The following is a 24,779-nucleotide window of genomic DNA, read 5'->3' as shown; positions in this document are numbered from 1 at the left end:
TGGCGCTGCCGTCCACTCGGGTGCCGACTTGGCGGTCGGCCCCCGGAAAGGGACCACCTGTGCGCAATCCCCTCGCGATGGTAGCAGCGGCGAGCCTGCTCGGTACGGTCGCGCTCACCGGCTGTGCCAAGGCCAGCCACGACGGCACGTCCTCCGACGGCGGCCCGACGCGGATCACCATGTGGACCCACTCGGCGGGCAACCCCGGCGAGCTGGCCGTCTACAAGAAGATCATCGACGACTTCAACGCCTCGCAGAGCAAGTACGAGGTCGTCCAGCAGAACTTCCCGCAGGGCTCGTACAACGACGCGGTCACCGCGGCCGCCGCCGCCCGCAACCTGCCCTGCCTGATCGACATGGACGGCCCGATCATGCCCAACTGGGCCTGGGCCGGCTACCTCCAGCCGCTCGGCCTGCCCACCGGCCTGACCGACTCGCTGCTGCCCACCACCGTCGGCACCTACCGGGGCACGGTCTACTCGGCCGGCTACTGGGACGCCGCGCTGGCACTCTTCGCCCGGAAGTCGGTGCTGGAGAAGAACGGGATCCGCATCCCGACCGTCGAACAGCCTTGGAACCGCACCGAGTTCGACGCCGCGATCGGCAAGCTCAAGGACTCCGGCTACCGGACCCCGCTCGACCTGGGCGCCGCCGACAAGGGCGAATGGTGGAGCTACGCCTACTCGCCGATGCTGCAGAGCGCCGGCGGCGACGAGATCGACCGCACCGGCCTGAAGTCCGCCGCCGGCGCCCTCGACGGGCCGGACTCGGTGGCGTTCTTCACCTGGTTCCAGCAGGTCTTCAAGAACGGCTGGGCCAACGGCAACGGTCCGGTCGGCAACCAGAACTTCATCGACGACAAGGTCGCGCTCAGCTACACCGGCGTGTGGAACGCCAAGGACGCGCTCGACAAGGTCGGCTCCGACCTGCTGGTCCTCCCGCCGGTGGACTTCGGCAAGGGGCCGAAGATCGGCGGCGGCTCCTGGCAGTGGGGCATCTCGACCGGCTGCGGCAAGGCCCAGTCCGAAGGCGCCCGCGCCTACCTGGAGTTCAGCTTCCAGGACAAGTACCTCACCGAGTTCGCGGACAGCCAGGTCGTCATCCCCGCCACCGCCGGCGCCACCGCGGCCTCCACGTACTTCGGCCAGGACGGCGCGCTGCGCCAGTTCGCCGTCCTGGCGCAGAAGTTCGCCCTGGCCCGGCCCGCCACCCCCGGCTACCCGGTGGTCTCCACCAGCTTCGAGAAGGCCGCCAAGGACATCATGAACGGCGCCGACGTCAAGTCGACCCTGGACGCCGCCGTGAAGGCGATCGACAGCGACATCAAGTCGAACAACGGCTACGGCAACTGACGCAGCGGCGAGCGGTGGCCGGGCGGCGCGCACGCCGCCCGGCCACCGGAAAGGCGTGACCCCATGACGGAGACCCTCCGCCTCGACACCCCGGCCGACCCCGGCCGCAACGACCCGCCACCCGCCGCCGGCGCCCCCGCGGGCACCGCGGCCCCGGGCACCCCGGCCGCCAGCACCCCCGCCGCCCCCGCGCCGCGGCGCAAGCGGCCCGGCGCCGCCCGCCGCGGCGAGGCCAGGGCGGGCCTGGCGATGGCCTCGCCCGCCGTGATCCTGCTGCTGGCCTTCCTGATCGTGCCGGTCCTGCTCGGCTTCGCGCTGTCCTTCACCAACGCGCGGCTGATCTCCCCCGAACCGCTGCGCTTCGTCGGCCTCGACAACTTCGTCCGCGCGTTCACCGTCGACCCCACCTTCTTCCGGTCCATGGCCAACACCTTCGTCTTCGCGGCGGTGGTGGTGCCGGTGCAGGCCGGGTTCGGGCTGTTCCTGGCGCTGCTGGTCAACCAGAAGATCCGCGGCGTCACCGCGTTCCGGGTGATCTTCTTCATCCCGGTCGTGACCTCGATCGTCGTGGTCTCGATCCTGTGGAAGTTCATGTACCAGCCGGACGGCCTGGTGAACTCCTTCATCAACTCGATCACCTTCGGCGCCTGGCAGGGCACCGCCTGGCTGAACAACCCGAGCACCGCGCTGTTCGCGATCATCGTGCTGTCGATCTGGCAGGCCGTCGGCTTCCACATGCTGATCTGGCTGTCCGGCCTGCAGACCATCCCGGAGGAGCTCTACGAGGCCGCCCGGATGGACGGCGCGGGCGCCTGGCGGCAGTTCAAGGACGTGACCTGGCCGTGCCTGCGCCCGACCAGGATCTTCGTCCTGATCACCATCACCATCGCCGCGCTCGGCCTGTTCGTGCAGATCGACGTGATGACCCAGGGCGGCCCGGTCGACGCGACCTCGACGCTGGTCTACCACGCGGTGCTCACCGGCTACCGCCAGCAGCAGATCGGGTACGGCTCCGCCCTGTCGCTGATCTTCTTCGTGATCGTGCTCGCCATCGCGCTGATCCAGCGCCACCTCACCCGCGACAAGGACTGACCGTGGCCCAGACCGTACGCGCGCCGCGGGCGCGCACCGAGACGAGCGAACGACAGCTGCGCCGGCGCCGCCGGACGTGGTCCTACCTGGTGCTGGTCGGCCTCGCGGTGTTCTTCCTGTTCCCGCTGGTGTTCATGTTCGTCTCCAGCCTCAAACCGGACGGGCAACTGCTCTCCGACATCGGCGGCTGGCGGGCCTTCCTCCCGGTCGGGGACATCAGCCTGGACAACTACGGGGCCGTCTTCGACCGGGTGCCGGTCGGCCGGTTCCTGCTGAACTCGCTGTTCGTGACGGTGGCGATCGTCGGCCTGGGACTGGTCGTCAACTCGATGGCCGGCTTCGCCCTCTCCCGCCTGCGCTGGCGCGGCCGGGGGCTGGTGACCAGCGTCGTCATCGCCACCCTGATCGTCCCGTTCGAGACGATCGCGGTGCCCCTGGTGTACTGGGTCGCGCACCTGCCGATCCTGTTCCTCCAGGACGGCGCCGTGGTGTGGGACACCGGCTGGCTCAACGGCTACCAGGTGCAGATCATCCCGTTCGTCGCGAACTCCTTCTCCGTCTTCCTGTTCAGCCAGTACTTCTCCACCATCCCGACCTCGCTCGACGAGGCCGCCCGGATCGACGGCGCTGGCTGGTTCACCATCTACCGCAAGATCGTCGTGCCGCTGTCCGGCCCGGCGTTCGCCACCGTGGCGATCCTGACCTTCCTGCCCGCCTGGAACCAGTACCTGTGGCCGACCATGGTGGTCCAGGACGAGAAGCTGCGCCCCGTCATGGTCGGCATGCAGTACTTCTTCCAGGACAACCCGGCCTGGGGCGAGGTCATGGCGTACACGTCGATGATCACGCTGCCGGTGCTGGTGGTCTTCCTCGCCTTCCAGCGCGCCTTCGTCAGCAGCGTCGCCGCGAGCGGCGTCAAGGGCTGACCCCCCGCCCTCCCCGTACCCCAGCCGACCCCGCCGACCCCGCCGCCCGCCGCGGCCGGGGGTCCGCGCGGCCTGCCCGAAAGGCCGACATGTTCACGCTGCCCGACTCCTGGGTCTGGGACTTCTGGTGCGCCGACGACGGCGAACAGCACCACCTGTTCTTCCTCTACGCCTCCCGCGCCCTGCACGACCCCGAGGCCCGCCACTACCGCGCCTCCATCGGCCACGCGGTCTCCACCGACCTGCGGAACTGGACCCGCGTCCCCGACGCCCTGGTCCGCGCCGACGCCCCCGCCTTCGACGACCTCGCCACCTGGACCGGCTCGGTGGTCCGGCACCCCGACGGCACCTGGTTCCTCTTCTACACCGGCTCCACCCGCGCCGCCGACGGCAAGAACGTCCAGCGCATCGGCTACGCCACCTCCACCGACCTGACCACCTGGCACAAGGCCGGCGCCAACCCGGTGCTGAGCGCCGACCCCGCCTGGTACGAGACGCTCGACACCGGCCAGTGGCACGACGAGGCGTTCCGCGACCCCTGGGTGTTCCCCGACCCCGACGGCGACGGCTGGCACATGCTGATCACCGCCCGGGCCACCACCGGCCCCGCCTTCGAACGCGGCGTGATCGGCCACGCCGTCTCCGCCGACCTGCGGAACTGGCGGCTGCGGCCCCCGCTGTCCGCCCCCGCCGCGCACGGCTTCGGCCAACTGGAGGTCACCCAGACCGAGATCGTCGACGGCAAGCCCCTGCTGCTCTTCTCCTGCCTCGCCGAGCACGCCTCCGACAGCCGCCGCGCCACCGGCACCCGCGGCGGCATCTGGGCCGCCCCCGCGCAGGGACTGCTCGGCCCGTTCGACATCGGCGTTGCGCGGCAGGTCACCGACGACCGCTACTACAGCGGCAAGCTGGTCCGCCGCCGCGACGGGTCCTGGGTCCTGCTGGGCTTCCACCACACCGGCCCCGACGGCGGCTTCGCCGGCGGGGTGAGCGACCCGATGCCGGTCTCCTGGGACGGCCGCCGACTGACCGTCGAGGGACTGCCCGACCCCGCGGAACCCGACCCCGCGGAACCCGGCCCCGCTCAACTCGAAGCCGCCGGGCCCGAAGCCGCCGGACGCGGAACGGTCGGGCCCGAAGCCGCCGGACGTCGGCCCGCCGAGGCCGCGTCGGTCTGCTGAGGTCGCGCCAACCGGTCGCGCCGACCGGCCGCGCCGAACCACCCGGCCGGGACCGACCTCCCGGCCGGGCCGAACCTCCCCCACCCACCCGGACACCACGGGAGTCGAGCATGACCCCACGCTCCTCGCTCCACCGGCCCGGCCGCGCCCTGCGGCTCGGCCTCGCCGCCCTCCTCGGCCTCGCCCTGACCGCCGCGGCCGCCGTCGCCCCCGGCCCGGCCGCCCCCACGGCGGCCCGGGCCGCGGACAGCCGCCGCGCCGTCTACCACTTCACCGTGCCCGACCACTGGAAGAACGACCCGCAGCGGCCGCTCTGGTTCGACGGCGCCTTCCACTCCTACTACCTCTACAACGCCGACTACGGGCAGGCCGTCGGCACCGCCTGGCGGCAGGCCACCAGCACCGACAACGTGGCCTTCCACGACCAGGGCGTCGCCGCGCCGAAGAAGACCAACGCCAACTACGACCTGTGGTCCGGCTCCACCGTCGTCGACACCGGCAACACCGCCGGGTTCGGCGCCGGAGCCGTGGTCATGATGGTCACCCAGATGGACCACCCCACCCCCGCCCAGATCGCCGACGCCTCCGGCCCGCAGGCCCAGTTCCTCTGGTACTCCACCGACGGCGGCCGCAACTTCCGCCCCTACGGCGACGCCCCGGTCATCCCCAACGGCGGCCGCAAGGACTTCCGCGACCCCAAGCTGGTCTGGGACGCCGACCGCCACCGCTGGGTCGCGCTGCTCGCCGAGGGCACCGCGATCAGCTTCTGGACCTCGCCCGACCTGAAGAACTGGACCCGGGCGTCCCAGTACGCCAACACCGGCCTGGGCACCCTCGAATGCCCCGACCTGTTCCCCCTGCGCGCCGACGACGGCACCGTGCACTGGGTGCTGGGAGCCAGCGCCAACGGCTACCTCACCGGCGACCCCAACACCTACGCCTACTGGACCGGCAGCTTCGACGGCACCGCCTTCACCCCCGACCGCGCCGCCCCGCAGTGGCTCGACCACGGCTTCGACTGGTACGCCGGCGTCACCTGGGAGGACCCCGCCGCCCCGCTCGACCACCGCTACGCCACCGCCTGGCTCAACAACTGGACCTACCCCCACACCACCCCGACCTGGGCCTCCGACGGCTTCAACGGCACCGACGCGATCACCCGGCAGCTCAGCCTCAAGCACGACGCCGACGGCTACGCGCTGACCTCCCGCCCCACCCCCGCCCTCGACCTGCACGCCGCGAGGACCACCGCCCTGGGCACCGTCCAGGTGAACGGGACGACCACCCTGCCCTACCACGGCACCGCCTACCGCCTGGACGCCGACGTCAGCTGGAGCGCCCTGGACAACGTCGGCGTCCAACTGCGGGTCTCCGCCGACGGCACCCGGCACGCCGACGCTGGGATCTTCCACGACTTCAGCTACCTGAACCGCGGCCGGACCGGCAACCCCTCGGCCGACGGCACCCACCTGGAGTCCCACGCCCCGTGGGACCCGGCGCGGACCAGCGCCCACCTGACCGTCCTGGTCGACCGCACCAGCGTCGAGTACTTCGTCGACGACGGCCGCCACGTCCACTCCGACGAGGTCTTCGCCGACCCCGCCGACGACGGGCTGAAGCTCTTCACCAGCGGCGGCGCGGCCACCTTCGCCAACCTCACCGTCACCGAGTACCAGGACCTCGCCCAGCGCCCGGCCCGGCCGCTCGCCGACTTCGAGGGCGGCGCCTACGCCCCCGGCTGGAGCGGCACCGGCGACCTGGCCGGCACCGCCCCGACCGTCGAACAGCTCCCCGGCTCGGTCGGGACCGCCGTGCTCGACACCTTCGCCGGCCGCGACGCCGCCACCGGCACCCTCACCTCGCCCGCCTTCACCATCGACCGCGCCCACCTGCACCTGCTCGTGGCCGGCGGCGCCCACCCGCTCGGCGCGCCCGGCGCGACCAGCGTCAACCTGCTGGTCGACGGGCAGCCGGTGCGCACCGCCACCGGCGACGACAGCGGTACCCTGCGGCCCGTCGACTGGGACCTGACCGACCTCCAGGGCCGCACCGCCCGGCTCCAGGTCCTCGACGACGCCACCGGAGCCTGGGGACACCTGATGGTCGACCAGGTCGTCCTCAGCGACTGACCCCGCGCCCGACCCCCGCGGCGGCGCACCCGACCCGCGGCGCGCCGCCGCACCCCGTCCCGCCCTCCCGTCCCGCCAACCCCGACACAGGAGCAGCCGAGCACCATGGCAGAGCCCACCCCCGCGGACGTCGACCTCCTCGTCATCGGCGAGTGCGTCGCCGACATCGTCCGCACCCCCGGCCTCCCCGACCGGCCGCACCCCGGCGGCAGCCCCGCCAACGTCGCCTACGGACTCGCCAGGCTCGGCCGCCGCACCGCGCTGCTCACCCAGCTCGGCGAGGACCTGTACGGCGAACTGATCCGCGCCCACCTGGAGGCCGCCGGCGTCACCGTCCTGACCGACGGCCAGGACGTCCCGACACCCACCGCGATCGTCACACTCGATCCCACCGGCAGCGCCTCCTACGAGTTCGCGATCGACTGGACCCTGGCCCCGACCCCGACGCCCCGCACCCGGCACGTCCACCTCGGCTCCCTCGCCTCCGTGCAGGAACCCGGCGCGGCGGTCGCCCGTCGCCTGCTCCGCGAAGCGCGCGCCGCCGGGGCCACCGTCTCGTACGACCCCAACGTCCGCCCCGGCCTGGTCGGCGAGAGGGCGGCCGCCGTCGCCGCCGTCGAACACTGCGTCGTGCTCAGCGACCTGGTCAAGGCCAGCGACGAGGACCTCGCCTTCCTCTACCCCGGCGTCCCCGTCCGCGACAGCGCCGCCCGCTGGCTCACCCTCGGGCCCGCGGTCGTCATCGTCACCCGGGGCGGCGACGGCGCCTTCGCCCTCACCGCCGACGGCGAGGTCCGCACCGACGCCCCGCGGACCACCGTCGTGGACACCGTCGGCGCCGGAGACTCCTTCATGTCCGCGCTCCTCGCCACCCTCGACACCCCCCGCCCCTCCCTCGACGCCCTGACCACCGCCCTCCGCACGGCCGCCGCGGCCGCCGCGATCACCGTCTCCCGCGCCGGAGCCAATCCCCCCACCGCCGCCGAACTCGCCGCCCCGGACGGCGGCCCGCACGGGTGAGGCGCCGGTGCGCCCGGGCCCGAGGTCGCCCTCGCCCCCGCCGCCGGGCAGGGGCGTTCGAGGACCGTCCGCCCCAGCCCCTACGATGTGCGCCATGACGACAGCCGGGCCGGGCGGCCAACTGATCGACGGCCGCTTCGAGTTGCTGGCGCGGCTCGGCGGCGGCGGAATGGGCCTGGTCTGGCGGGCCAGGGACACCATGCTGCAGCGCGAGGTCGCGCTCAAGGAGGTCCGCCCGCCGGACCCGGCGATGCTCGCCGCCGACCCCGCCGCCGCCCACGAACTGCGCGAACGCGTGCTGCGCGAGGCCCAGGCGCTGGCCCGGCTCCAGCACCCCAACGTGGTGACCATCCACCACATCGTCGACAACGCCGAACTCGCCCACCCCTGGCTGGTGATGGAACTCGTCACCGGCGGCTCCCTGCACGACCGGATCACCCGCGGCCCGCTCTCCCCGCCGGAGGCCGCCCGGATCGGCCGCGGCCTGCTCGCCGCGCTCACCGCCGCCCACGCGGCCGGCATCCAGCACCGCGACGTCAAACCGGGCAACGTCCTGCTGCGCACCGACGGCACCCCCGTCCTCACCGACTTCGGCATCGCGGCGCTCAGCGAGTCCACCAGCCTCACCGCCACCGGCGCGCTGATCGGCTCGCCCGAGTACATCGCCCCCGAACGCATCCGCGGCCACGAGGGCGACCCCGCCTCCGACCTCTGGTCGCTCGGCATGACGCTGTACGTCGCCGTCGAGGGCCACCACCCGCTGCGCCGCGCCAACAGCATCGCCACCCTCGCCGCCGTCCTCGACCAGCCCCTCCCGCCACCGGTGCGCTCCGGCCCGCTCGGCCCCACCCTCACCGCGCTGCTCGCCCGCGACCCCGCCGAACGGCCCGACGCCGCCCGCCTCGACCGGCTCTTCGCCGCCGCCGAACAGGGCATCGACGGCACCCTCGGCGGCAGCCCGGCCTTCTCCCCGACCGAGACCAACTCCCCGCCGCCGTACCGCCCCACCGGGACGCACACCCCGCCGCCGTACGCCCCCACCGAGGCCAACGGCCTCCCGCACGCGCCCACCGGGACGGCGCCCGCGCCCCGCCGCCGACGCACCGGACCGGTGCTGACGGCCGTGCTGGCCGCCGCCGTCGCGGCCGGGCTCCTGGGCTGGTCGTTCCAGCAGGGGTGGTTCGACTCCGCGAAGCCCGGCGGCACCGACTCCGCCGCGAAGGCCCCCGCCACCGCCCTCGGCACCCCCGGTACCTCGGGCACCCCCGGGGCCGCGCCCACCACCGCCTCTCCGCCCACCACCGCGCCGTCCGCCACCGCCCCGTCCGGCGCGCCGTCCGCCGCCGACCCCGGCCCCGCCGCCGACCCCGGCACCGGCCTGCTCACCCCGGACGGGGTCCGCGGCCTGGTCGAGAAGATCCGCGCGGCCACCGGCAGCACCACCGTCATCGACATGTCGATCTATCCGGAGTACGCCAGCGCCAAGGTGCTGACCAAGGACAACCCCAAGCACTACGACGACGTCAGCTACCGCAACGGCAAGATCACCAGCGAGCCCGGCGGCACGGTCATCCCGGGCGAGGACCCCGCCGACCTCACCAAGATCGACTGGAACCAGATCCCGACCGTCCTGGCCACCGCCAAGACCAAACTCGGCGTCCCCACCCCCAAGTCGACCTACATACACGTCGACTACGGCTGGTTCGCCGACGAGATCACCATCCGCTACTACCTCTCCGGCGACTACGACGAGGGCGGCTACCTCACCGCGGGCGCCACCGGCAAGATCCTCAAGGTGGTGAAGTCCTGACCGGGGCCGGCCGTCGGCCTTCGCGACGGACCCGGCCGGCCGGATAGGCCCTGCCGAGGCCGACGGGCACCGCACCGTCGCCGGCGGACCTCGACCGGGCGGCTCCGCCCACCGCTACCCGTCCGCCGCCCGCCGGTCCCGCCGGTCCCGCCGCCCGAGCAGCCGCACCCCCAGGGCCAGCCAGCCGGCCGCCAGCAGCCAGCCGCCCAGGACGTCCAGCGGCCAGTGCACGCCCAGGTACACCCGGCTGGTGCCGATCGCGGCGGCGAACAGGGCCGCTCCCGCTGCCGCGCCGCGGGCGGCTCCGGGCCGGGCCCGGGCCAGTGCGACGGCCAGCAGTCCCGCGGACAGGGCGGAGGTGAAGGCGTGCCCGGAGGGGAAGGAGAAACCCGAGGCGTCGAACGCCCAGCCCGTGCGCGGGGGTCGCGGCCGGGCGAAGGCACGCATCAGCCCCTGCCGGAGCAACTGCCCCGCCAGCAGCCACACCAGGGGGGCCAGCAGCGCCGCCGTCCGCCGGGCCCCGGCCGGGTGGCGGGTCCGGAGCGACACCGCGCCCGCCGCCAGGGCGAGCAGGTACGGGAGGACGCCGGTGCCCAGCTCGGTGACCGCCACCGCCGCCGACCGCGCCCCGCCCGGCCGGTGCGTAGCGCTCCAGCGCACCGCCGCCGCCTCGAACCCGAACGGCGCCCACCCGTGCACCGCGACCACCACCGCCACCAGCGCGAACGCCCCGCCGCAGGCTGCGGCTGCCACCGCCGCCACGGCCGGGCGACGACGCGGGGCCGTGCCGCTCACCTGGACCCGGACCGGCGGTGCGAACGCGGTGGCGCTCCCGCGTCCAGGGGGCTGGCGGTCGGCGGGGCCGAGGAGCGGAACATGGTCGAGGCGCCTTTCCGGAGGGCGGCGGGCGGCACCGTGGCGACCGGCACGGCCCAGGTGTCCTGAACGGATCCTGAAGACCTGACGGCGGCTCGGCACCGCGCCGCGCCGACCCGCCACCCCGGGGACCACCGTCCGGGCCTGGACGCCGGGGCGTGACGGGTGCCCGGCCGCACGGCGGCGGACCGGCTCGCGCGGCCCCGGTGGCGGCCGGCAGGCCGGGGCGCTCGCACCGGCGGGTCGGCGGACCGCCTTGCTAGGAAGGCGGGTTGGGGCGGGTCAGCCCCAGGTCGTAGGCGAAGATCACCGCCTGGACGCGGTCCCGGGCACCGATCTTGGCGAGCACCCGGCCGACGTGCGTCTTCACCGTCGACTCCGAGAGCACCAGCCGCCCGGCGATCTCGCCGTTGGTCCAGCCCCGGCCGACCGCGACCAGGATCTCCCGCTCCCGGCCGGTCAGCGCGGCCAGCCGCGGGTCCTCCTCCACCGGGCCGGGCGGCCGGGCCGGCAGGTGGTGGGCGTACGCGTCGAGCAGCCGGCGGGTGATCGCGGGCGCCACCACCGCGTCGCCCCCGGCCACCGCGCGCACGCCCGCCAGCAGTTCCTCGGGGCGGGCGTCCTTGAGCAGGAAGCCGCTGGCCCCGGCCCGCAGCGCGGCGTGCGCGTACTCGTCCAGGTCGAAGGTGGTCAGCACCAGCACCCGGGAGCGGCCGCCCGCGGCGACGATCAGCCGGGTCGCCTCGATGCCGTCCATGCCGGGCATCCGGATGTCCATCAGGACCACGTCCGGCCGCAGTTCGGCGGCCAGCCGGACCGCCTCCGCGCCGTGCCCGGCCTCCCCGGCCACCGAGGTGTCGGGCTGGCTCTCCAGCAGCATCCGGAAGCCGAAGCGTTGCAGGGGCTGGTCGTCCACGATCAGGACGCTGGTCATGCCGGGCCTCCGGCCGGGTCGAGGACGGGAGGAGACGGGGAGGAGGGAGGGGCGGGAGGGGCGGGCTTCGTGGGCGGGGGAGCCGGGGCGAGGCCCAGGTCGGTCTCGGGGGTGACGTCCAGGTCGGCGACCACCGACCAGCCCCCGCCCGGGGCCGGGCCCGCCGCGACGGTGCCACCGTACAGCGCGGCCCGCTCCCGCATGCCGGTGACGCCCTGGCCCTCCCCGGGCGGGCCGCCGGGGGAGGGGGCACCGCCCGGCGGGCCGCCGTCGTCGTCGACCCGGACCAGCAGCCGGGCCCCGGCCAGCGAGACCGACACCCGGGCCCGGACCGCCGGGCCCGCGTGCTTGAGCGTGTTGGTCAGCGCCTCCTGGACGATCCGGTAGACCATCAGCTGCACCCCGCGGTCCAGCGACTCCAGCGCGCCCTCGGTGCGGTGGACCACCTCCGGCCCGGCCGCCCGGATCCGCCCGCACAGGTCGGTCAGGTCGGCGATGCCCGGCTGCGGGGCCAGTTCGAGGCCGTCGCCGTGCTCGCGCAGCACGCCCAGCATCCGGCGCAGCTCGCCCAGCGCCTGCCGCCCCGAGTCGCCGATCAGCACCAGCGCCTCCCGGCCGCGCTCGGGCGTGGAACGGGCCGCGTACGCGCCGCCGTCCGCCAGGGTGATGATCACCGACAGGTTGTGGCCGATGATGTCGTGCATCTCCCGTGCCACCCGGGCCCGTTCGGCCGCCGCGGCCAACCGGCTGCGCTGGTCGCGCTCCACCTCCAGCCGGGCCGCCCGCTCGCGCAGGCCCGCGAGCCGCGCCCGGCGCATCCGGACGGCGATGCCCAGTGCGACGGCCGCCGTCACCGCCGTGGTCAGGAAGAACAGCACGTCCCACACCGGCACCGCCGGGGACATCCGCACCGCCACCGCCACCGCCCCCACCGCGCTGGCCGCGCACGCCCAGGCCAGGGTCCGCAGCCGCCCGTGCAGGGCCAGCGCGTACAGCGCCAGCAGCAGCGCCGCGTCCGCCCGCTGCGCCGCGCCCAGCGACCACTGCACCAGGAACACCGCGCCCACCACGGCGAACGCCGCCCCCGGCCGGCGGCGGCGCCACAGCAGCGGCAGCAGCAGCGCGGCCTGGAAGGCCAGGGCGGCGGGCAGCGGCAGGTGGGTGAAGACCACGCGGTGCCCGCGCGGACCCTCCCCGTCCCCGTCGCCGTCGGCGTGCAGCAGTTCCGGCACGCCGAGCAGCAGGAACGCCCAGGCCACCACGGCAACGTCCAACAGCCACGGCCACCGCCCGTCCAGCCCGCGCAGGCGTTGGCCGACCCGGGCCAGGCGGTCCAGGAAGGGGTGGCCGGGCGCGGTGTCGGCACCACCCGGATCGGACACGGGAGACCCCCAGGGTGGTCGGACGGCGGTGCGCCACGGCACCCCGGGAGTCGCTCGCCGGGGCACCGTGGCAGGTCGGTAGGTCGGTAGGTCGTCAGTGGATCAGTAGGTCGCTACGTCGGTGGGCCAGTAGGTCGACAGGTCGACAGCTCGACAGGTCAGTCTGCCAGGCGTCGGACGCTCGGCCCGCACACCCTCGGCCCGCACGCGCACGGCCCCCGGACGTCCGACCCCCGGACGTCCGGCCGCCGCGCGTTCACGCGTCGCGCCGCACCAGCCGTACCGCCGCGCCCGCCAGTGCCGCCGCCGTCCACAGGGCGAAGACGGCCAGCCCGGCGCCCGGCGACAGGGTGGCCTGGTCGTGCTGGAGGGCGAAGACCGCCTGGCCCGCGTTGCTCGGCAGGTAGGGGCTGATGTGGTCGTGCCACGAGCTGGGCAGCAGTTGGACCAGGCCGGGCACCAGCATCAGCGAGGCGACCAGCACCGAGATGCCGCCCGCGATCGAGCGCAGCAGCACGCCCAGCGCCACGCCGATCACGCCCACCAGGCCCAGGTACAGCCCCGCGCCGAACAGGCCGCGCAGCACGCCCGGGTCCGAGAAGGTCAGTGCGGCCCGGGTGCCGGACAGGATGCCGCTGCCGATCGCGAAGGCCGCGAACACTCCGGCGGTGGCCAGGACCAGCGCCACCGCCCCGAACACCGCGGCCTTCGCCCAGAGCACCGGCAGCCGGCGCGGCACCGCGGCCAGGGTCGAGCGGATCATGCCGGTCGAGTACTCGCCCGCCGCGATCAGCACGCCCAGCACGCCCAGGGCGAGCTGGGCGAAGTTGGTGCCGAACAGCGAGAGGGTGAGCGCGTTCGCGTCGGCGAAGTCGCGGTCCATCGGACGGCCCGAGTCCAGCCGGGACTTGAACTGGAAGGCCGCGATCAGGCCGAACGCCACCAGGAAGAACAGCCCCAGGCCCAGGGTGATCCAGGTGGAGCGCAGCGACCAGGTCTTCGCCCACTCCGAGCGCAGCACCCGGACGCCGGTGACCCGGTACGGGGGACGGGCAGGGCGCTCGGCGGCGGGCGACGGGGCGGGGGACGGGGCGATGGCGCTCACGCGGCGCTCCTGGAGTCGACGGCGGTGGTGGCGGTGGCGGTGGCAGCGCCACCGGTGGTGGTGCCGTGGTACTCCACGGCGTCCCGGGTCAGGTCCATGAACGCCTGTTCCAGCGAGACCGTCCGGGTGGCCAACTCGTACAGCGCGATGCCGTGTTCGGCCGCGACGGTGCCGATCCGGCGGGCGGTCAGGCCGGTCACCTCCAGCTCCTCGTCACCGGCCCGGCCGGTGATCTCCACGCCGGGGCCGGTGAGCAGTTCGCGCAGCTTCGCCGGGTCGGCGGAGGCGACGGTGACCCGGTCGCCGCCGGCCTGCCGGACGAGGTCCTGCACGGTGGTGTCGGCCAGCAGGCGGCCCCGGCCGACCACGATCAGGTGGTCGGCCACCAGGGCGACCTCGCTCATCAGGTGCGAGGAGACGAAGACGGTGCGGCCCTCGGCGGCCAGGCCGGTGAGCAGGTTGCGGATCCACAGCACGCCCTCCGGGTCGAGGCCGTTGACCGGCTCGTCCAGCATCACCGTGGCCGGGTCGCCGAGCAGCGCCGCCGCGATGCCCAGCCGCTGCCCCATGCCGAGCGAGAACGCCCCGGCCCGCTTCCCGGCCACCGACTCCAGGCCGGTCAGCCCGATCACCTCCTCGACCCGGGCGCGCGGGATGCCGTGGGTGTGGGCCAGCGCCCGCAGGTGGTGGAACGCGGAGCGGCCCGGGTGGATCGACCTGGCCTCCAGCAGCGCGCCGACCTCCTGCAGCGGCGCGGCGTGCTCGGCGTAGCGGCGCCCGTTGACCCGCACCGAGCCGCTGGTCGGCGCGTCCAGCCCGACGATCATCCGCATGGTGGTGGACTTCCCGGCGCCGTTCGGACCCAGGAACCCGGTCACGCTGCCCGGACGCACGGTGAAGTCGAGCCCGTCGACCGCGGTCTTCTCCCCGTAACGCTTCGTCAGCTGCTGCGCCTCGATCATCCGGTCCGCTCCCTCGCCGATCCCGGGCCGGGCCGTCCCGACCCGCCTCCTGCCGCCACGCTAGGCCCCGGCCGGGCCCGGACGGCGGCACCTGGGGACGATCATTCGGCCGCGGGTGGTACCGCGGTACCACCTCCGGCCCCGAAGGCCGGTCCCAGGGCGGCGACCAGACGCCGGATCAGTCCGGCCGCCGCCCCGCGCGCCCGCGCCGTCCTCGCGGCCCTCGCCGCCGTCCCCGGTCGCCGCCGTCCGCCGCTGAGCCGACCCGCGCCTGCTGCGCGACCTGTTGCGTCCGCCCGGCTGAATCCGCCCGCCCGAACGGCTGGCCCGCGCCCCCGCGCGCATGCGGCCCGGCCCGCCGGGTACACGCGCCAGCCGCAAGAGCACAGAAGCACGAGGGCCTGACAGCCACAGGAGGAGCACCCATGCGCATCGGATACACCTTGATGACGGAGCAGCGCGCCCCGCAGGACCTGGTCGCCGACGCGGTGCGCGCCGAGCGGGCCGGGTTCGACTTCGCGGTGATCTCCGACCACTACTCCCCGTGGCTGGACGAGCAGGGCCACGCGCCCTACGCCTGGGCGGTGCTGGGCGCGGTCGCCCAGGCCACCGACGCGCTGCCGCTGATGACGTACGTGACCTGCCCGACCGTCCGGTACCACCCGGCGGTGGTGGCGCAGAAGGCCGCCACCGTGCAGCTGCTCTCCGGCGGGCGGTTCCGGCTCGGGCTGGGCAGCGGCGAGAACCTGAACGAGCACGTGGTGGGCCGGGGCTGGCCGCCCGTCGCGGTGCGCCAGGAGATGCTGGCGGAGGCCGTGGAGATCATCCGGGCGCTGTTCGCGGGCGGGTACGTGACGCACCACGGCAAGCACTTCCAGGTCGACGGCGCCAAGCTGTGGGACCTGCCCGGCCAGCCGCCGCCGATCGGCGTCGCGGTCTCCGGGCCGGTCTCCTGCGCGACGGCCGGGCGGCTCGCCGACCTGGTGATCGCCGTCCAGCCGGAACGGGAGCTGCTCACCGCGTTCGCCGAGGCCGGCGGCGCGGGCAAGCCCTCGGTCGGCCAGGTGCCGGTCTGCTTCGACCGGGACCGGGACGCCGCCGTCGCCCGCGCGCACGCCGAGTTCCGCTGGTTCGGCGGCGGCTGGAAGGTCAACGCGGACCTCCCCGGCACCGCTGGTTTCGCCGCCGCCAGCCAGTACGTCCGGCCCGAGGACGTGGCCGGGTCCATCCCGTGCGGCGACCGCGTGGAGGACTTCCTCGACGCGGTCCGCCCGTACGCGGAGGCCGGGTTCGACGAGCTCGCGCTGATCCAGGTCGGCGGCGACAGCCAGCCCGCGTTCCTCGACTGGGCCGAGCACGAGCTGCTGCCCGCGCTGCGCGCCGCCTGACCCGGAGCCGTCGCGCCCGGCGGGACGACCCGGCGGGCGCGACGGCGGGACGGCGCGGTCAGGGGCGGAACAGCACCTTGATCGCGCCGTCCCGCTTCTGCTGGAACATCGCGTACGCGTCCGCCGCCTCGCTCAGCGGGAGGTGGTGGGTGGCGAAGGAGTCCACGCCCAGCGGGTCGTCGTCGGTCAGCAGCGGCAGCAGGTCGTCCGTCCAGCGCCGCACGTTGGCCTGGCCCATCCGGAGCTGGAGCTGCTTGTCGAACATGGTCAGCAGCGGCATCGGGTCGGCCGCGCCGCCGTAGACGCCCGCCACCGAGACCGTGCCGCCGCGCCGCACCAGCTCCACCGCCAGGTGCAGGGCCTGCAACCGGTCCAGGCCCGCCTTCTGCATCAGCGGCCGGGCCAGCGCGTCCGGCAGCAGGCCGGTGACCCGCTGCGCCACGGTGGCGACCGGGGAGCCGTGCGCCTCCATGCCGACCGCGTCGATCACGCTGTCCGGGCCGAGCCCGTCGGTCAGGTCGCGCACCGCCTGCGGCAGCAGCTGCGGCCGGTCGTTCAGGTCCAGCACGACCGCGCCGCGCTCCCTGGTCCGCTGCAGCCGCTCCGGCACCAGGTCGATGCCGATCACCTGCCGGATGCCCGGACGCAGCAGCGCGATCCGCGCGCACATCTCGCCGATCGGGCCGAGGCCGAGCACCAGCAGCGTGCCGCCCTCGGGGACGGCCGCGTACTCGACGGCCTGCCAGGCGGTCGGCAGCACGTCCGACAGGAAGACGAACCGGTCGTCCGGCGGCCCGTGCGGCACCTTCACCGGCAGCGTGTCGCCGAACGGGACGCGCAGCAACTCGGCCTGGCCGCCCGGCACCTGGCCGTACAGCTTGGTGTAGCCGAACAGCGCCGCGCCGCTGCCGTACTCGCGCACCTGGGTGGTCTCGCACTGCGAGTGCAGCCCGTTCGCGCACATCCGGCAGGTGCCGCAGCTGAGGTTGAACGGCACCACCACCCGGTCGCCCGGGCTCAGCGTGCTCACCGCGCCGCCCACCTCCCGGACGGTGCCCATCGCCTCGTGCCCGAGGATGTCGCCCGGGTCGAGGAACGGCCCGAGCACCTCGTACAGGTGCAGGTCGGAGCCGCACAGGCCGGTCGAACTCACCTCCACCAGCACGTCCGAGGGGTCCTCGATCCGCGCGTCGGGCACCTCCTTCACCTGGACGTCCCGCCGGCCCTGCCACGTCACCGCACGCATCGCGTGCTCCTTCCGTTCGGTTTCCGCCTGTTCGCGCTGATTTCCGTTCGAGTCCTGCGGGAGTCCCGTCCGGGTCCTGCCCGGGTCCGGTTCGGGACACCGCCCGAGTTCCGTCCGACGGCCGATGCCCTCAGCTGCCCGGCTCGTTGGCGTTGCGCCCGGCCCGGTCGCCGAGCGCGGTGAGGACCGGCACCAGGCGCCCGGTGCGCCCGGCCGCCGCCTGGCCCGACAGGTCGTGCTCCGCGACCCGCCCGGGGCCCGGCAGCAACCGGCCCGCCGCGCCCAGCAGCGCCCCGAAGGTCGCCGGGGCCACCCCCTGGAGGCGGACGGCGAGCTTCGCGGCCGGGGTCAGCACCAGCTCCGCCCGGCCCGCCTCGGCGGCCCGCACGATCCGGCGCGCCGCCCGGCCCGCGTCCGTCGACAGCAGCGGCATGCTGGCCGCCGCGCCGAACCACGCGTACTCCCGCGGCGCCTGCCCGGAGAACCGGGCCGCCCGGTGCGAGCCCGTCCGCATCAGGCCCGGCACCACCGTGGTCACCCGCACCCCGCTGCCCGCCAGCTCCACCCGCAGGCCGCGGGAGAACGCCGCCAGCCCGGCCTTCGCCGTCACGTACGGCAGCAGGTGCGGGGCCGGGACCGGGCCGCCGATCGAGGCGATGTTCACCACCGAGCCGCCGCCGCGCTCGCGCATCCCGGGCAGTACGGCCAGCACCAGCTCCACCGGCGCGGCCACCATGGTGTCCCACGAGCGGCGGAAGTCGTCCTGCTCCAGCGCCGCCAGCGGGCCGACCTGGATCACCCCCGCGTTGTTCACCAGCAGGTCCAGGGGCCGCCCCAGCCGTTCGGCCGCCTCCGCGGCCACCGCCCGGCCCGCACCCGGCTGGGTCAGGTCGCACTCCAGCGCTGCCCGCCGGTCCGTCAGCCGCCCCAGCCTCCGCTCCGCGAAGGCCAGTTCGGTGCTGTCCCGGGCGCACACCGCGACCCGGCAGCCGCGCCGGGCCAACTCCTCCGCGATCAGCAGGCCCAACCCGCGCGACCCGCCGGTCACCAATGCCGCCTTGCCCGCGAAATCCACCCGCTGCACGGCCGTCACCTCTCCCTCGATAGCCGACTGCGCCGCGCCTGCCCGAGGTGCGGGAGCGGAAACGGCGGGATAAGAGATGTTTGGGGACGTTCATCCGTTTCGTTCGGCCCCGACCGGTTAGTCGGGCCGATGACGCCCGCGCGGCCCGGGCCGAGGCAGAGCCCCACCGGCCCGGGCCCGGGCGCGTGTCCACGAACCGTCCACGTCCACGCTCCGTCCACGTCCACGTTCCGGAAGGACACCCATGACTGCCGATGACACCCGCCCCGACCTGCCCGGCGCGCCGAGCGCGGGCGAGCCGACGGTGGCCGAGCCCACCGAGCCGCGCGAGCCGCTGCCGCCCAAGCCCGACCAGGGCGCGCCCGCGCCGCTGTCGGCCACCGGCCGGCCGGTCGAGGGGGCGGACGTGCGGGCCCAGGACGGCGCGTACCTGACCACCGCGCAGGGCACCCGGTTGCCGGACTCCGACCACTCGCTGAAGGCCGGCCCGCGCGGCCCGGTCCTGCTCCAGGACCACCACCTGCGGGAGAAGATCACCCACTTCGACCACGAGCGAATCCCCGAGCGGGTGGTGCACGCCCGCGGCGCCGCCGCGCACGGCGTGTTCGAGAGCTACGGCGCGGGCGCCGGGCTCAGCAAGGCCGGCTTCCTCGCCGCCGGGGCCCGCACCCCCGTCTTCGTCCGGTTCTCCACCGTGCTCGGCTCGCGCGGCTCCGCCGACACGGTGCGCGACACCCGCGGCTTCGCGACCAAGTTCTACACCGACGAGGGCGTCTTCGACCTGGTCGGCAACAACATCCCGGTGTTCTTCATCCAGGACGCGATCAAGTTCCCGGACGTCATCCACGCCGGCAAGCCGCACCCCGACCGGGAGATCCCGCAGGCACAGTCCGCCCACGACACCTTCTGGGACTTCGTCTCGCTGCACACCGAGGCCACCCACCACACCCTGTGGAACATGTCCGACCGGGGCATCCCGCGCTCCTACCGGATGATGGAGGGCTTCGGCATCCACACCTTCCGCCTGGTGGCCGCCGACGGCTCCACCAGCCTGGTCAAGTGGCACTGGAAGCCCAAGCTCGGCGTCCACTCGCTCACCTGGGACGAGGCCCAGCTGATCTGCGGCACCGACCCCGACTTCCACCGGCGCGACCTGGCCGACGCCATCGAGGCCGGCGCGTTCCCGCAGTGGGAGCTCGGCGTCCAGGTCATGCCGGACAGCCCCGAGCAGACCTTCCAGGGCATCGACCTGCTCGACCCGACGAAGATCGTCCCCGAGGAGCTCGTCCCGGTGCAGCCGCTGGGCCTGATGACGCTCAACGCCAACCCGACCAACTACTTCGCCGAGACCGAGCAGGTCGCCTTCCACCCCGGCCACCTGGTGCCCGGCATCGACATCACCGACGACCCGCTGCTGTCCGGCCGGCTCTTCTCCTACCTGGACACCCAGATCACCCGGCTCGGCGGCCCCAACTTCGCGCAGATCCCGATCAACCGCACCCACGCCCCGGTCAACGACATGCTGCGCGACGGCTTCCACCAGGACGCCGTGCACACCGGCGTCGCCCCCTACAAGCCCAACTCGCTGGACGGCGGCTGCCCGTTCTTCGCCGGCGCCGAGCAGCACGCCTTCATCGAGCACCCGCAGCCCGTCCCGGCGGCCACCAAGGTCCGCCAGGCCCCCGCCAGCTTCGACGACCACTTCAGCCAGGCCCGGCTCTTCTGGACCAGCATGACGCCGGTCGAGCAGGAGCACATCATCGCCGCCTACGGCTTCGAGCTCGGCAAGTGCACCGAGCCCGCCGTCCGCGAGCGCGCCCTCCAGCTCCTCGCCAACATCGACGGACGGCTCTGCGCCGAGGTCGCCGCCGCCCTCGGCCTGCCCGCGCCGCAGCGCTCCGCGCACCTCGCGGACGTCGCGCCCAGCCCGGCGCTCTCCCAGCTCGGCCGCAGCTGGCCGGTCGCCGGACGGACCGTCGGCATCCTCGTCGGGCCGGACACCGACCCCGCCGAACTCGACGCCGTCCGCCGCGCCGCCCTCGCCGCCGACCTGGTGCCGCTGGTGGTCGCCCCCACCGGAGGCGACCCGGCGCAGGTCCAGCGCAGCTTCGCCACCGCCCGCTCGGTCGAGTTCGACGCCGTCCTGCTGGCCGGGGCCCCCGCCCCCGCCGACGACGCCGCCCCCGCCCGCGACGCCCGCGCCGCCGGACCGCACGCCACCCTCGACCCGCGGCTGGCCCTGCTGCTCGGCGAAGCCTGGCGGCACGCCAAGGCGATCGGCGGCTGGGGCGGTGCCCGCGACGCGCTCACCGCGGCCGGCCTGCCCGCGGACGGGCCCGGCGTCGTCCTGGGCACCGACCCGGTCCAGGTGCTGCGCGAGCTGGCGGACCTGCTCGCCGACCACCGGGTCTGGGACCGCTTCCCGCCGCCCGCCGCCGCCTGACGGACGCGCGGCCGCCCGCCCCGTGCCGCCCCGGGTCGAACGGATTTCCGACCCGGGGCGGCATGGGCGGCCGGACAGCGGGCAGACGAGGGGCGAACCCAGACGGAACGATGCGAAAGAGGGCACAACATGGTCCCGCTCCTCTTGGTCCTGCTCCTCGCCCTGGTGCTGTTCGGTGCGGGCTTCGCGGTGAAGGTGCTGTGGTGGGTGGCGATCGTCGTGTTCGTGCTCTGGCTGGTGGGCTTCATCGCCCGCGGTGCCAACTCGACCGGCGGTCGCGGACGCTGGTACCGCTGGTAGCGGAACCGCGGTACCGGCGCGCAGCGAAGGGGACGGAGGCGGACGGCCTCCGTCCCTTTCGGCGTGCCCGGGGGTCGGGACGGACTCGGCGGGGGGTGGGTCACCAGGCGGAGGCGCGGGGGCGGGTGTCGTCCAGCAGCGGCGGGGTGGGCGGCTGCCACTCGATCATCATGATGGTGGCGTCGTCGGTGAGGCCCTCCTCGTCCTGGTGCTCCAGGATGGCGTGCATCAGCCGGCGCAGGGTCTCCGGGGCGGTCTCCCCGGCGGCGGCGGCCCGGATCACGAAGTCGGTGAACCGCTCCAGGCCGAAGAACTCGTGGTGACCCCCCTTGGCGTCCACCACCCCGTCGGTGTAGATCAGCAGCCGGTCGCCCGGCCGGAGCGAGACGGTCCGCACCGTCCGGGGCCCGCCGGTGTGGTGGCCCAGCCCCAGGGGCAGTTCGCCCGGGCCCTCCAGCGCCCCCGCGACCACCTCGCCGGAGCGGATCAGCAGGGGGTGCGGGTGCCCGCAGTTGGCCCAGTGCAGGGTGCCGGTGGCGATGTCCAGGCGCAGGAACACGCCGGTCGCGAAGCGGTCCGGGAACCAGTCGTGCAGGGCCACGTCGATGGTGTCGACCAGGTCGGGCAGGTCGGCGCCGTTGCGGCGCGCGTTGCGGCAGGCGGCCAGCGCCAGCGCGGCGGTCAGGCCGGAGGCGAGGTCGTGGCCCATCGCGTCCAGCACGGCGGCGTGCAGCACCCCGTCGGCCAGCGAGTGCTCGAACGCGTCCCCGCCCAGCCGGTAGGCCGGTTCGAGGACCGCGGTGGACACCGCCCGGTCGGTGCAGACGGTGCGCGGCGGCAGGAAGGCCCGGAGCATCTCGGACGGCAGGCTCATGGTGTCCGCCCGGGTGCCGTGCGCGTAACTGTCGCTGGTGTCGCGCTTGGAGGTGATCACCATGGCGAGCACCGAGGTCAGCAGCCGGCAGCGCCGGATCGCCTCCCGGTCCAGGGAGGTGGTGCGCAGCCCCAGCACGCCCAGCCGCTCGGCCCCGTCGGTGAGCGGGAACCAGGCCACCAGGCCCGACCCGGTGTCCTCGGCCACCCGCAGCGAACCCGTCCGGAACGCCCACCCCGCCAGCGTGCCGTCGATCGGCAGGTCCGGGCCCCCGGCCAGGGGGACCAGGCGGTGCTGCTGGATGTCGGCCAGGTACACGGCGACCGAGCCGAGGCCGAGCGCCCGGGTGTACTGCTCGGCGAAACGGGGCGCGTCCCGCGGGTCGAGGGTGCGGCCGGCGGTCAGGAACTGCTCCAGCAGCTGCTCGCCGAGGTTCAGCGGCGGGGTCCGTTCAGCCATCTCTCACACCGATCGGGCGGACCGGGCCCGCGCCGCCCCGGCGTGCCCGCGCGGGCCGGAGAGGGGGAGGACGTCGGACAGGGGGAGGGTGCCGGACGGAAGGACGTCGCCCGGCCGGTCCTGCGCCCCGGCGGGCCCGGGGCCGGGCCCGGGGTACGGGCCCAGCAGCAGCTCGCGTTCGAGCTCGTCGATCCGGGCGGCCACCTCCAGCGGGTCCGGCCGCAGGGCGTCACCGGCGTGCCCGGCGCGCCCGCGGTCCAGCGCCACCGTGCCGACCAGGCGGTGCAGCAGCAGGACCGGCAGCGCCACCGGCCACAGCGCGCCCGAGCAGAGCGCGAACGCCTCGGCCTGCTGGCGCTCCTGCCGCTCGAACGTGCCGATCCGCCGCTCGTCGGCCACCGCCCGGGTGCCGCCGGCCCGCAGGAAGCGGTTCCGCTCCCGCCGGAAGACCGCCCGGGCCGTCAGCAGCCCGCCGAGCACGTAGCCCGCCACCATCCCCAGACAGAGCACCACCACCGCTGATCTCCTCCCGGATCGCCGAAAGCCTCCGAACACGTCGCACGTATGCCCGACATTCCGGCCCTCAACGGGCCGCCGGCGGGATCGTCGCCCCCGGCCGGGAGGTCCCGGCCGGGCCCGCAGGGGTCAGCGCCCGTACGGGTCGTCGGTGCCGCGCGGGGGAGCGGTGGGCTCGGGGTGCTCCGGGTCCGGGCCGCCGTCCTGCGGGGTGCTCCAGGAGTCGGCCCGCCCGGCGGCCGGGCCGGGGGACGCCGGGGGACGCTGGCGGTTGCGTCGGCGGCTGCCCCAGACGAAGGCGCCGATCAGCAGGCCCACGATGATCACCGCCGGAATGATCACCACCAGGAGGGACGGGCCGCTCGACTCCGCCGCCAGTACCGCATCGACCGCCGTGACCTGCATGGTCTGCTCCTTCTCGCTCCGGCGGGCCCGCCCGTGCGGACCCGCGCCGCCGGGCGTCTACCCGGACGAACCGGGATGAACGCCCGGCGGGCCCGGATACCGGCAGGTCACCCCGAACGGCCCAGCGGCAGGCCCCCGGCTCCGCCACCGCTCAGGAGGCCCGCTTCAGGTTCCGGCGGGGACGGGCGGCGGCCCTGAGCGCGTACTGGAGCTGCTCGCGCGTCATGGTGGACCGGTGCGGGACCCCGAGCGCGGCGGCCCGCCGGTAGAGCTCGGCCTTGCTGAGCGAGGCGAGGTCCTCCACCGCCGCGGCCTTCCCCGGCGCGCCGTCCTTCTCCGGTGCCGCCGCCTTCGCCGCCTTCGCCGGTCTCCCGGCCCTCGCCGGTTCCGCCGTCCGCACCGCCCGCACCGGCCGCGCCGCCTTCGCCCGGCCGCCGCCCCCGCGGGCCCCGCGGGCCGGGGCGCGGCCCCCGGAGCCCTTCCGGGGGGTGCCGCCCGCCTTCGACCGGGCCTCGTCCAGGCTGCGGTGCAGGACGTCCATCAGCTCGGAGAGGTCGGTGGGCGCGGGCTGCGCGCCCTTGGACAGGGCGATCTCCCGGCCCTCCGCCTTGGCCTCGACCAGTGCCCTGACCTGTTCCTCGTAGCTGTCGTGGTAGTCCTCCGGGTCCCAGTCGACGGCGAGCATGTCGATGAGCTGCTCGGCGGTGGCCAGCTCGGTGCGGTGGAAGTCCCGGCGCCGGGCGGGCAGGTCGGCGACCTCCTGGTGCGGGTCGCGCAGCTCGTCGGCCCAGTGCATGGTGCGCAGTTCGAGCAGCCCGTCGACGGAGTCGACCGCGGTCAGGTACTCCTTGCCGCGCATCGAGAACACGGCGATCCCGGCCCGGCCGGAGTGGCCGAGCGCCTCGACCAGGAGCTGGTAGACCTTCGCGGTCCCCGGGTCGCCGGGGCCGAGGTAGTACGTCCTGTCGAAGAAGACCGGGTCGATCTCCGCCAGGTCGGCGAAACCGCTGATCTCGATGGTGCGCGAGCGGCCCGGGGAGATCTCCTCCAGCTCGGCGGGCTCCACCACGACGTACTGGCCCTCGGCGATCTCGTAGCCCTTGACGACGTCCTCGAACGGCACCTCCTCGCCGGTGCGCTCGTTCACCCGCCGCTGGCGGATCCGGTCGGTGGTGCCGCGCTGCAACTGGTGGAAGCGCACCGCGTGCGACTCGGTCGCCGGGTAGAGCGCCACCGGCAGACTCACCAGCCCGAACGTCAGCGTTCCCTTCCAGAGCGGTCTGGCCATCGTGCTC

General features: G+C 74.8%; 21 protein-coding genes. 10 read left to right on the top strand and 11 right to left on the bottom strand.

From position 1 onward, the window contains the following. Window positions 1-59 precede the first annotated feature (59 nt). From ACIQVD_RS23035 to ACIQVD_RS23005, 7 genes are all read left to right on the top strand, one after another. Window positions 60-1,352 (top strand): extracellular solute-binding protein, encoded by a 1,293-nt coding sequence (locus ACIQVD_RS23035; protein ID WP_402291455.1) that lies wholly within the window; start codon window positions 60-62, stop codon window positions 1,350-1,352. 63 nt (window positions 1,353-1,415) lie between these two features. Then, complete coding sequence (locus ACIQVD_RS23030; protein WP_402291453.1) at window positions 1,416-2,444, top strand: carbohydrate ABC transporter permease; 1,029 nt, start codon at window positions 1,416-1,418, stop codon at window positions 2,442-2,444. Window positions 2,445-2,446: 2 nt separating this feature from the next. Further along, the gene (locus tag ACIQVD_RS23025; RefSeq protein ID WP_400680361.1) at window positions 2,447-3,370 is read left to right on the top strand and encodes a carbohydrate ABC transporter permease; all 924 of its coding nucleotides are present in this window, start codon (window positions 2,447-2,449) and stop codon (window positions 3,368-3,370) included. Window positions 3,371-3,459: 89 nt separating this feature from the next. Continuing rightward, complete coding sequence (locus ACIQVD_RS23020; RefSeq protein ID WP_402291451.1) at window positions 3,460-4,551, top strand: glycosyl hydrolase family 32; 1,092 nt, start codon at window positions 3,460-3,462, stop codon at window positions 4,549-4,551. 110 nt (window positions 4,552-4,661) lie between these two features. Continuing rightward, window positions 4,662-6,680, top strand: a complete 2,019-nt coding sequence (locus tag ACIQVD_RS23015; RefSeq protein WP_402291449.1) for a glycoside hydrolase family 32 protein — start codon at window positions 4,662-4,664, stop codon at window positions 6,678-6,680. A gap of 105 nt (window positions 6,681-6,785) precedes the next feature. Next, a complete protein-coding gene (locus tag ACIQVD_RS23010) occupies window positions 6,786-7,700 on the top strand; it encodes a carbohydrate kinase (protein ID WP_402291447.1) in 915 nt (304 codons plus the stop codon). 94 nt (window positions 7,701-7,794) lie between these two features. Beyond that, window positions 7,795-9,510, top strand: coding sequence for a protein kinase (locus tag ACIQVD_RS23005; protein WP_402291445.1), 1,716 nt, complete (start codon window positions 7,795-7,797; stop codon window positions 9,508-9,510). 114 nt (window positions 9,511-9,624) lie between these two features. On the opposite strand, the gene ACIQVD_RS23000 is transcribed toward ACIQVD_RS23005, so the two are convergent. The 5 genes from ACIQVD_RS23000 to ACIQVD_RS22980 all read right to left on the bottom strand — a co-directional run bounded on the left by ACIQVD_RS23000 (window position 9,625) and on the right by ACIQVD_RS22980 (window position 14,769). Beyond that, window positions 9,625-10,263 carry a phosphatase PAP2 family protein gene (locus ACIQVD_RS23000; RefSeq protein ID WP_402291443.1) on the bottom strand — a complete coding sequence of 213 codons (639 nt, stop codon included), beginning with the start codon at window positions 10,261-10,263 and terminating at the stop codon, window positions 9,625-9,627. Between the two features lie 382 nt (window positions 10,264-10,645). Continuing rightward, entirely contained in the window at window positions 10,646-11,320 is a 675-nt protein-coding gene (locus ACIQVD_RS22995) for a response regulator (RefSeq protein WP_400680374.1), read from the bottom strand. Further along, window positions 11,317-12,702, bottom strand: a complete 1,386-nt coding sequence (locus ACIQVD_RS22990; RefSeq protein ID WP_402291441.1) for a sensor histidine kinase — start codon at window positions 12,700-12,702, stop codon at window positions 11,317-11,319. Before ACIQVD_RS22990 ends, ACIQVD_RS22995 begins: the two co-directional genes overlap by 4 nt. A gap of 256 nt (window positions 12,703-12,958) precedes the next feature. Then, window positions 12,959-13,807: an ABC transporter permease gene (locus ACIQVD_RS22985; protein WP_400680380.1), complete on the bottom strand. Its 849-nt coding sequence runs from the start codon at window positions 13,805-13,807 to the stop codon at window positions 12,959-12,961. After that, complete coding sequence (locus ACIQVD_RS22980) at window positions 13,804-14,769, bottom strand: ABC transporter ATP-binding protein (RefSeq protein ID WP_400680381.1); 966 nt, start codon at window positions 14,767-14,769, stop codon at window positions 13,804-13,806. The genes ACIQVD_RS22985 and ACIQVD_RS22980 overlap by 4 nt, the downstream gene beginning before the upstream one ends. A 425-nt stretch (window positions 14,770-15,194) precedes the next feature. Between ACIQVD_RS22980 and ACIQVD_RS22975 the strand changes: the two genes are divergently transcribed. Next, a complete protein-coding gene (locus ACIQVD_RS22975; RefSeq protein ID WP_400680383.1) occupies window positions 15,195-16,157 on the top strand; it encodes an LLM class F420-dependent oxidoreductase in 963 nt (320 codons plus the stop codon). A gap of 58 nt (window positions 16,158-16,215) precedes the next feature. Here ACIQVD_RS22975 and ACIQVD_RS22970 read toward each other — a convergent pair whose 3' ends face one another. Continuing rightward, window positions 16,216-17,403: an alcohol dehydrogenase catalytic domain-containing protein gene (locus ACIQVD_RS22970; RefSeq protein ID WP_402291438.1), complete on the bottom strand. Its 1,188-nt coding sequence runs from the start codon at window positions 17,401-17,403 to the stop codon at window positions 16,216-16,218. A 130-nt stretch (window positions 17,404-17,533) separates the two neighbouring features. Next, entirely contained in the window at window positions 17,534-18,487 is a 954-nt protein-coding gene (locus tag ACIQVD_RS22965) for an SDR family NAD(P)-dependent oxidoreductase (RefSeq protein WP_400680388.1), read from the bottom strand. 244 nt (window positions 18,488-18,731) lie between these two features. Here ACIQVD_RS22965 and ACIQVD_RS22960 point away from each other — a divergent pair, with 244 nt between their 5' ends. After that, window positions 18,732-20,930 (top strand): catalase, encoded by a 2,199-nt coding sequence (locus ACIQVD_RS22960; protein WP_402291436.1) that lies wholly within the window; start codon window positions 18,732-18,734, stop codon window positions 20,928-20,930. A 129-nt stretch (window positions 20,931-21,059) separates the two neighbouring features. Further along, a complete protein-coding gene (locus ACIQVD_RS22955) occupies window positions 21,060-21,230 on the top strand; it encodes a hydrophobic protein (RefSeq protein ID WP_100834785.1) in 171 nt (56 codons plus the stop codon). 100 nt (window positions 21,231-21,330) lie between these two features. Here the strand turns inward: ACIQVD_RS22955 and ACIQVD_RS22950 are convergent, their stop codons facing one another. The 4 genes from ACIQVD_RS22950 to ACIQVD_RS22935 all read right to left on the bottom strand — a co-directional run bounded on the left by ACIQVD_RS22950 (window position 21,331) and on the right by ACIQVD_RS22935 (window position 24,772). Beyond that, complete coding sequence (locus tag ACIQVD_RS22950; protein WP_400680396.1) at window positions 21,331-22,563, bottom strand: PP2C family protein-serine/threonine phosphatase; 1,233 nt, start codon at window positions 22,561-22,563, stop codon at window positions 21,331-21,333. A gap of 3 nt (window positions 22,564-22,566) precedes the next feature. Then, on the bottom strand, window positions 22,567-23,079 hold the full coding sequence (locus tag ACIQVD_RS22945) for a hypothetical protein (RefSeq protein WP_402291433.1): 513 nt from the start codon (window positions 23,077-23,079) through the stop codon (window positions 22,567-22,569). Between the two features lie 129 nt (window positions 23,080-23,208). Next, window positions 23,209-23,484: a DUF6479 family protein gene (locus ACIQVD_RS22940; protein WP_400680402.1), complete on the bottom strand. Its 276-nt coding sequence runs from the start codon at window positions 23,482-23,484 to the stop codon at window positions 23,209-23,211. A gap of 151 nt (window positions 23,485-23,635) precedes the next feature. Next, window positions 23,636-24,772: a Ku protein gene (locus ACIQVD_RS22935; protein ID WP_402291431.1), complete on the bottom strand. Its 1,137-nt coding sequence runs from the start codon at window positions 24,770-24,772 to the stop codon at window positions 23,636-23,638. Window positions 24,773-24,779: the final 7 nt, after the last annotated feature.

It is taken from the genome of Kitasatospora sp. NPDC090308 (assembly GCF_044769485.1).
Taxonomy (GTDB): Bacteria; Actinomycetota; Actinomycetes; order Streptomycetales; family Streptomycetaceae; genus Kitasatospora; species Kitasatospora fiedleri.
This window is presented reverse-complemented; position numbering and strand designations above follow the sequence as displayed.